Raw genomic sequence first — 8,448 nt, 5'->3', positions numbered from 1 at the left:
GTTCACGAAATCCTCGCGGCCGCGCGAATCGTGAAATTTTATTGCGGCCAGCTTGTGCACGCCCATTTCGCGGTTCCAATCGAGATTGCGCAGCGCGATGAGCCTGCCGTCGGCCGTCGCCTTTCCCCAGTAGGCGCCGTTCGTGCAGAGCGCGGGGAAGAGCTCAGGGAGCGCGTGGATGCGCTTCATGGTGCCGAGCGAAACCCCCGAGCCGTCGGAAAGCCCGCGGATTGTTTCATATTCTTCGTACGAGACGTACGGCTCCATTTTTTTCCACGCGCGGTTTCCGATTGAGCGGATGATGAGCCGGTTGACAAGCGGCACCGGGATCTGGCCGCGGAAATAGCCGAAGATGCCGTCCACGCCGCTGTGGATCTTGTCTTTCATCAACCGGCCTTCTTCGAAGCCTTGATGGTACGCGCTGCCGTGCAGCAGAAGCACCGGAAGTTCTCCCTGCCACTCTAAAGTCCCAGGCGCTTCCATGGCCGCTTTTTCTTCCGCCGTCAGCAGCTTGTCCGCGATCGCCAGCATTTTTTTCTGCGCGAACCAGGCCATGTCCTTTCCATAAAAAGAAACGCGCGACTCGTACTGCTCCATGTCACGGTAATACCGGCGCGGCACCACGTACGCCAGATAATCGTTGGCATAGCCGGCCAAGAGCGGACGAAGTCCGCTCTCGGCTGCCTGGGCTTCGATTTCATGGCCGATCTCGGACGTAATCTCGCCGGGAAACGTCAGCAAAACAAAATCCCCGAGCCGTAGTCCCTGGAAAAAAGTTTTTCTCGGGAAGAAACGGTTTCCGATGAGGGATGGAATTTTAAATGGGCCCGAGATGCGGACCTGGGTGCGCGGCAGTTTGACGCGCTCCAGCACCGCTTCCCAAGGACCTTCGAGACCGGCCGGCGAGAAAGAAGCCGCGGCTGTTTTTTCCGCGAGCGCGCGGCCGTAAGCCGTCATCTTGGAAAGCTTGTCGTCTCCGTCCGGCAGGTGCGGGCGCAGGTCACCGGCCGCGCCGTTCACGAAAACCGAAACCGCGCCGCCCGTTTTTTCTTCCAGGGCCGCCGCGAGCACGCCGGGATAATCCGCGGAGAATTCCATTTTTTCCTTGGCCGGGAACACCGTGGGATGCGCGGCCATGAAGAGAAGCTGGCCCGCGACGGCGTCCTTCCCGTCTTTGAAGCGGAGGATTTTGAGGAATTGAGGATAGCGGAGTTTCGGGATCATCCGGTTTTCCACGAGATCGTCGATCCGGAGCTGGGCGTATTCGGCGCGCACCGGAACTTCGGCGTCAAGCGCGGCCACGCCGGATTCGGCCGCGGCGGAGGTGAGTGCCTCGAAAACTTTCTTTTCGAATTTGCCCATGATGAAGCGTTCCCAAAAACGGCCGCCGACCGCGCCCGCGCCGGAATGCGTGTGCGTGGCGGTCAGCACGAAATTTTCCGGGGCGAGCGGCCGCTTTTCATGGATTTTCCGCAGGACGGCCGCGCGCAGCTCTTCGTCGACGAGGCAGAGGTCCAGCGACGTGATGAGGAACGTCTTGTCCCCGCGAGAGAAGGCAAGACTCCGTGCGAAGAGGGGATCATGCGTGCCCCGCGTTTTTTTTCCGCGGAGCTTGCCGTAGCCCGAGAGCGGCGTGCCGGCCGCAGGCGTGATTTCGCTTTTCGCGGCCCCAGCGCGGAGCGTCCCGGCTTCGGCGGCAAAGGCGCCGGAAGCGGGGACGAGGAAAAAAAGAGCGAAGACAAGGCCTCGCGAGATTGGCAACGGACGGCGCACGGAACGGCTCCTTCTATAAGTAGTATGCCTTTAAAAAAGACAGCGGGCAATGACCGACAAGGTTCGACATTTCCGAATCTCATGCTATCATACCGGCAGCCGGAGGCACGCATGGCCAGAGGAAAAATCCTGATCATCGACGATGAAATGGAAATCCGGGACTTCCTGAAAGATTTTTTCGAAGACCGGGAGTTTGACGTGCAGACTGCGCCCAACGGCGAGCAGGGTGTGGAAATTTTCAAGCCCGGCGCTTTTGATCTCGTGATCTGCGACATGCTCATGCCGCGGATGATCGGGCTCGAGGTCCTTCGCCGCATCAAGGAAGCCGCTCCGCAGCAAGCCGTCATCATGATGACCGGCGTCAAAGAAGGTTCCATGGTGGACAAGGCCAAGAAGCTCGGGTGTTACCACTACCTCACCAAACCCGTCGGCCTTTCCGATCTCGAGGCCAAAGTCAACGAGTGCTTCACCTAACCGTTAGCATGGTAAGAACACAGGAAACAGGACACAGAACACAGAGGTGGAACAAAGATTTATCCTGTTTCCTGTGTCCTGTTTTCTGTGTTCTAAGGTAGAATAACCGCATGAATCCCACGCGAAAAATCTTCCGTGCCGGGAGTTTGCCCGCCTTTTTCATGCTTTTCATATCTTTTGCGCTGAATGTTCCCGCTTTTGCCGCCGCGGAATTCGAAGCCGCGGCGAAGGTAAACGCTGCGGATCTCGCCCCGGCTTCCGCGCCCGCTTCCGAGTCGAAGGCACCTGTGCTGTCGCCCGAAGACGAGGACATGCTCGACCAGATCTCGCGCAAGGCTTTTGATTTTTTCGTTCAGGAAGCGGACAGGAAAACAGGACTCGTCAAAGACCGCGCCAACAATTTCAAGCGCGGCGCTGGAAACTCGCCCGCGAGCATCGCGTCCACGGGCTTCGCGCTGACCGCGTGGGGCGTGGGCGCGGAACGCGGATGGATCGACCGCGGCACCGCCACCGAGCTCGCGCGCCGCACGCTGCGCTATTTTCTGGACGAGGCGCCGCAGGAGCACGGATTTTTTTATCACTTCCTGAATTTCAGGACGGGCGCGCGCGTCAAGAATTCCGAGCTTTCGCCCATTGATACGATGTTGCTGCTCGCAGGCGTCCTGTTCGCCGCGGAATATTTTCAGGACGCGGAGATCGAGAGTCTCGCACAGAAAATCTACGAGCGCGTGGATTGGCCGTGGATGATGCACGGCGGCGACACGCTGGCGCTGGCGTGGTCGCCGGAAGACGGGTTCAGCAAATACCGCTGGGATCATTACAGCGAATCCATGCTCATGTACCTCATGGCCATCGGCTCGCCCACGCATCCCATTCCCGCGGAGAGCTGGAAAAAAATCCTGCGGCCGGTCGGCAGCTACGGCGGTTACCACGTCATCCAGATGCCGCCGCTTTTCACGCACCAGTATTCGCACATCTGGGTGGATTTCCGGAACAAAAACGACGGCTACGCGGATTATTTCCAGAATTCCGTGAACGCGACGCTCGCCAACCGCCAGTTTTGCATCGACAATGCGAAACACTTCAGCACGTACGGCCCGGATTCCTGGGGGCTTACGGCTTCCGAAGGCCCGTTCGGGTACAAGGCCTACGGCGCGCCGCCGGGATGGGCTCAGCACGACGGCACGGTCGCGCCGACCGCCTGCGGGTCTTCCATCGTGTTCACGCCGCAGGAGTCGCTGGCCTGCCTCCGGCATTTTTACAACGACCTGAAAGACGACCTCTGGGGCCAATACGGATTTTCCGATGCGTTCAATCTGGAAAAGAAATGGTTCAGCGACCAGGCTCTGGCCATCGACCAAGGGCCGCTCCTTCTCATGATCGAAAATTACCGGACCGGGCTCATTTGGAAAACCATGGCGAAAAATCCTTACCTGAACGACGCCCTGGAAAAAGTCGGATTCAAGCCCGGCGCCAAAGAAGTGCCGTGGACTGAACCGCCCACGGCCGATGCCGCGTTTATCCCGGAAGGCATCCGCGTGGACGGCTTCCTGAAAGACTGGCCGCAATCCAAGGCCATTGTCCTCGACGCCTCTTCGCGCGAAGGCGGATCCATCACCGACAACAAGGACCTGAAAGCGGAAGTCCGGTTCGCGTGGAGCCAGGAAGCGCTTTATTTTTCCATCATTGTGACCGATGACAGCCTTGTGCTCCGCCGCCACGGCCAGCAGATCTGGCAGGATGACCTGGTCGAAATTTACGTGGACCCGCAGGGCGACGGCCTGCGCTGGAAAGACGACGACGATTTTCAGATCGGGTTCCGCCCGGATGATGAAGACGACGGCGTGCAGGTCTGGTCCTGGTTCCAGGGCACGAACGAGCCGCTGGACAACGAGATCGCGGCGCGCGCCTTTACGGATCAGAACGGTTACGTCATGGAAGGCGGCATCCGCTGGACGTTCCTGGGCCTGGATCCGCGCGGCATCGACTCCGTGAAATTGTCCATCGCGGTCCACGACGTGGACAAGGACCGCAGCGAAGGCAAAGTGCACTGGTTTTTCCGGAACGAAGACGGCCTCGAGCGTTTCAACCTCGGAACGGTCAAGCTTCGCAAGCCGGCCGCATGAAAGGTCGCATGAAGCACCGCGAAAAAAAAGAGCTTCCGCCGTTTTCCCGGGCCCTCACCGCCATGAGGAAGAACCGCGGCCTGTCCGGCGTGGAGCTTTGCCGCAGGGCGGGGGACCTGGACCCGCGCACGCTGACCGCCCTGGAAAAAGGGCGCATCAAAAATCCCTCGATCAAGACCCTGGAGTCGCTCGCGCGCGGCATGGGCATGACCATCAGCGCGCTTTTCCGGGAACAGGAGCTGGAACAGCCCGCCCAATTTTTCCTGGGTTCGCAAAAAGGCGCCTTCCACCTGGATTTCGGGGGCAAGGGCGCGAAAATAGTTTCATTCACGCCTTTGATTCATGATTTCTTTTGCGGTAAACTCATTCTGAGCCCGAAGGCCAGACTTCATGGAACGCTGCTCAACATAACGACCCCCCTGTTTATCTCAATGCTTATCGGACGCATGGAAGTTTCCGTCGAGGAAAAAAAGTCCCTATTAAAGGAAGGCGACAACCTTTTTTTTCATGGTGTTTTCAAGCATTCCTTTTATAATCCTTCCCATAAAGAAGCCGCGTTTTTACTGGCAACCGCGCCTTCTTTTTTGAAGTAGATGAGCCTGTTTTCCGGGCATCGAGGCTGGGAAGTTGAATATTTTTTCCTAAGTTAAGTGGTTTCAAGACGATGCCGATATACGTGAAGCGGTTTTTGCATTCTTCAGCGGCCGGAATCGACAAGGTCCCGGAGCTGAGATGTTTTGCCGTCCGCAAAAACGCCTCTGGGACAAGGGAAATGGGCCGCTAACCAGGACTGATGAAATGATGAAACGGACTTTTGCGTTGCTGCTGGTCGCGCTTGCCGTGTGTTCGGTCCGTTCTTACGCCGCGGATGATGATCCCGACGCGCTTCTCAAAGCCCTGGAAGAAATCCCGACGGCGCCTGCGACGCAGGAACCCGCTCCGGCTCCCGGCCCGGCCGTCACCACGGCTTCCGACACCGACCCCCTTCAGGCCTTGACCATGCTTCACAAGGAAGTCGTTCAAACCCCCATCGAAGTGGCCACGCAGGATGACCTGACGCGGGCTTCCATCCGCGACCGCGTGAGAACGCAGCGCGAGGAGCGCGCCGAAAAAATGCCTTACCTGAGCCGCGGCATCATCAAAGATTCAATCGACGCCAAGCGCGTACATTCGCGCTCGGAATTCATTTCCGGAGACGAAAAGAAACTCCAGGAAATCGTGGACCGCGCCGTGGAGACGAATCTGCCGGCCAAGGCCGCGTGGGAGCGCATCGCGCTGGCCAAGCGCAGGATTTTCGGCGCCGTGCGCGAGTTGTTTCCGGGCATGCACATCGAGTACAAGGACGAGCAGGGGTTTCAGTCGGACCAGAAATTCAATTCGCGCGGCTATCACGTGGAATTGCGCCAGCCCATTTTCCGCGGCGGCGTTTTGTGGAACACGCTTTTGCAGGAAAGGGCCGAATTGAAGTCCGCCCAAAAGGAATATGATAAGATTATCGAAGACATGGTTCGCGACGTTTCCGAGGCGTACTTCGAATACAACCGCGCTTCGGAAGTCGTCAAAGACCAGCAGGACGCCATCCTGAAGATGGAGCCCTTCGCCAAAATTTCGGAACAGAAGTTCAAGGAAGAGCTGATCTCGGAAATCGAGCACCTGAACGTGCAATCCCTCTACAATCAAATGCAGTATGACTTCGAGACTTCGAAGCAGGAGCTCGAGCTCGCGAAGCTGGACATGCAGAGCTATCTCGACCTGGAGATCGAAGACTCGATCGAAGTGTCGCCGCTTTACGACATGGACACGCTTCTGGCCAGCGGCCGCCAGGACAGCAAGGGCTCCAACAAACCCGAAGAAGCGCCGACGGAATTCGCGGACGGCAAGCCCGCCCCCGAACTGCCGGCGCTTGTCGACCTGGCCTATCACAACCGCGCGGAGCTGCAGGTGGAAGCCTATAAGCTTGAGTCGTCCCGGCTGAACGAGCGCGTGAAAACCGGCGCGCTCCTGCCGCGGGCCGACATCGTCCTGGAAATGGGGGCCTTGGGTGAAGCGTTCGATGCCGATGCGACTAATCCGAAAAAGCGCAACGAGTTCCGCTGTTTCCTGGAATTCAAATGGAACGCGCTCGGCAGCACGATCGGCCACAAATTCGAAAATGACGAAAACGCGCCGTCCGTCACGCAATTCCAGTCGTCCTCGGGCACGCAGACGACCAGCAATACGCTCAGCGTGGACCTCTTCGACGGCTTGGACGCGCTCGTGCAGATGAAGGAAGCCGAAGCCGACAAGCTCGACCAGATCGTGGAACTGGAAAAGGCGGAAAAGGAAGTCATCCAGGACGTGAAGCAAGCCTATTACGATTACCAGAAGGCGCTCATCCAGGTGAAGTCGTCGCTCCAGAAGCTCGATTACCGCGAGCGCCTGGCGCGGCTTTCCAAGCACCGCCTGGAACAGAACGAAATCCAGATCTCGGAATATTTCCAGGCGGAGCTGGACCTCCAGCAGGAACGGACCGAGCTCAACAAGGCCCTGAAGGATTACTTTACCGCCAAGGCGGCGCTCAACCGCGCCGTGGGCATCCGCAATTATCTACCGATCGAGGAAACCTATGTCCAGTGACGACAAGCCCGAGGCGATTCCTCCGAAGCCGCCCCGGAAAAATCCGATTAAGAATATGGCCGGCATGTTCGTGAAGCTGCTGAAGCTTCCGCTCGTCCTGCTCGGGCTTCCCCTGAAGATCCTGAACGGCCTCAAATCCAAGGTCAAGCTGCCCGAGAAAAAGGCGGCCCCGGTGGAAGGCTCTTCGCTTTCTTCCATCATGGTGGAAGAGCCGGAAAAGCCCAAGGGCGGCAAGCTGAAAAAATTCATTATCCTGGCGGTGCTCCTCGCGGTCGCGGCCGGCGGCGCTTTTGCGGCCAAGAAGTTCATTTTCAAGAAAAAGGAAGTCAAACCCCAGTCGCTCGAAGAAACCATGTCTAAAGAACAGGCGCCGGCCGAGGAAAAGAAAATTCCGGTCAAGGCTTTCAAGGTCTCGCGCTTCAACTACGAAGACTCGCTCAACGTGCTCGGCACGATCAAGGGCGCCATGGAATTCAAGCTCAGCTTCGAAGTGCCCGGCGTCGTAAGCTCGATCAATTACCGCGAGGGCGAACGCTATGAAGAAGGCGCGCTGCTCATCTCGCTGAAGCAGGACGACATTCTCCTGCGCCTCAAGCGCGCGCAGGCCGAGCTCAACAAATTCGAAACGCAGGTCGCGATCGCACAGGACAAAGTCAAAGAGCATGAAAAACTTTTTGCGATGGGCGCGATTCCTAAGCAGACGCTCGACAAAGTCAAGCTCGAGCTGGACAGCGCCAAGTATGAGTCCGAGGCCGCGCGCCTGGAAGCCAAGGCCAACGAGGCCATGCTGGAAAAATCCAACCTCTACGCGCCGACGGCCGGCATGATCGGCGAGCTGAAGATCGAAGAAGGGGAAACGGTGACGCCGAATACGCTGCTCGGCACGCACATCATGACCGAATACGTTTACGCGGAATTCGGCATCGTGGAGCGCGACGTGAACAAGATCGCCCTCGGGCAGAAAGCGCGCGTCTTCGTGGACGCGTATCCTGACAAGACCTTCGAAGGCGTCATCGAAAACGTGGCGCCGGTCGTCGCCGGCACGAGCCGCACGGCCACCGCGCGCGTACGCATCGAGAATCCGGAGCGGCTCCTGCTGCCCGGCATGTTCGCCCGCATCCGCATCCTCCTCTACAGCAAGAAGAATACCCTGGTCGTCCCCACGGATTCTCTCCAGGGCAGCGAAGGCGAACAGTACGTTTTCGTGCTACACTCGGATTCAGAGGCCGCGGAGAAGCGCGCCGTGACCGTGGGGTATACACGCCCCGACTATTCCCAAATCGATGCAGGCATTTCCGAAGGAGAATTGGTGGCCGTTTCCGGCCTGGAAAGGCTTGAAGACGGCACGAAGATTCGCATTTTGGAGACGCAAGAAGCAGAAACATAAGGTGCTATGAGTCTACCGGAGTTCTCAGTCCACAAACGCGTGACGATCGTCATGCTGATGCTGGGACTGTCG

6 protein-coding genes are annotated in these 8,448 nt (G+C 58.3%); 5 read left to right on the top strand and 1 reads right to left on the bottom strand.

Annotated features, from left to right (window positions below; genetic code table 11):
• A partial coding sequence (locus VL688_02955; protein ID HTL47004.1) for a neutral/alkaline non-lysosomal ceramidase N-terminal domain-containing protein occupies positions 1-1,773 on the bottom strand: 1,773 nt, incomplete at its 3' end.
• 111 nt (positions 1,774-1,884) lie between these two features.
• Between VL688_02955 and VL688_02950 the strand changes: the two genes are divergently transcribed.
• The 5 genes from VL688_02950 (at position 1,885) to VL688_02930 (ending at position 8,376) form a co-directional block, all read left to right on the top strand.
• Positions 1,885-2,247 carry a response regulator gene (locus tag VL688_02950; protein ID HTL47003.1) on the top strand — a complete coding sequence of 121 codons (363 nt, stop codon included), beginning with the start codon at positions 1,885-1,887 and terminating at the stop codon, positions 2,245-2,247.
• A 110-nt stretch (positions 2,248-2,357) separates the two neighbouring features.
• The gene (locus VL688_02945) at positions 2,358-4,373 is read left to right on the top strand and encodes a glucoamylase family protein (protein HTL47002.1); all 2,016 of its coding nucleotides are present in this window, start codon (positions 2,358-2,360) and stop codon (positions 4,371-4,373) included.
• 8 nt (positions 4,374-4,381) lie between these two features.
• Complete coding sequence (locus VL688_02940) at positions 4,382-4,966, top strand: XRE family transcriptional regulator (protein ID HTL47001.1); 585 nt, start codon at positions 4,382-4,384, stop codon at positions 4,964-4,966.
• Between the two features lie 208 nt (positions 4,967-5,174).
• Entirely contained in the window at positions 5,175-6,989 is a 1,815-nt protein-coding gene (locus tag VL688_02935) for a TolC family protein (GenBank protein ID HTL47000.1), read from the top strand.
• Positions 6,979-8,376, top strand: coding sequence for an efflux RND transporter periplasmic adaptor subunit (locus VL688_02930; GenBank protein ID HTL46999.1), 1,398 nt, complete (start codon positions 6,979-6,981; stop codon positions 8,374-8,376). The genes VL688_02935 and VL688_02930 overlap by 11 nt, the downstream gene beginning before the upstream one ends.
• Positions 8,377-8,448 lie beyond the last annotated feature (72 nt).

Source organism: Verrucomicrobiia bacterium, from assembly GCA_035495615.1.
In the GTDB taxonomy this organism is placed as follows: Bacteria; Omnitrophota; Omnitrophia; order Omnitrophales; family Aquincolibacteriaceae; genus DATJFP01.
This window is presented reverse-complemented; position numbering and strand designations above follow the sequence as displayed.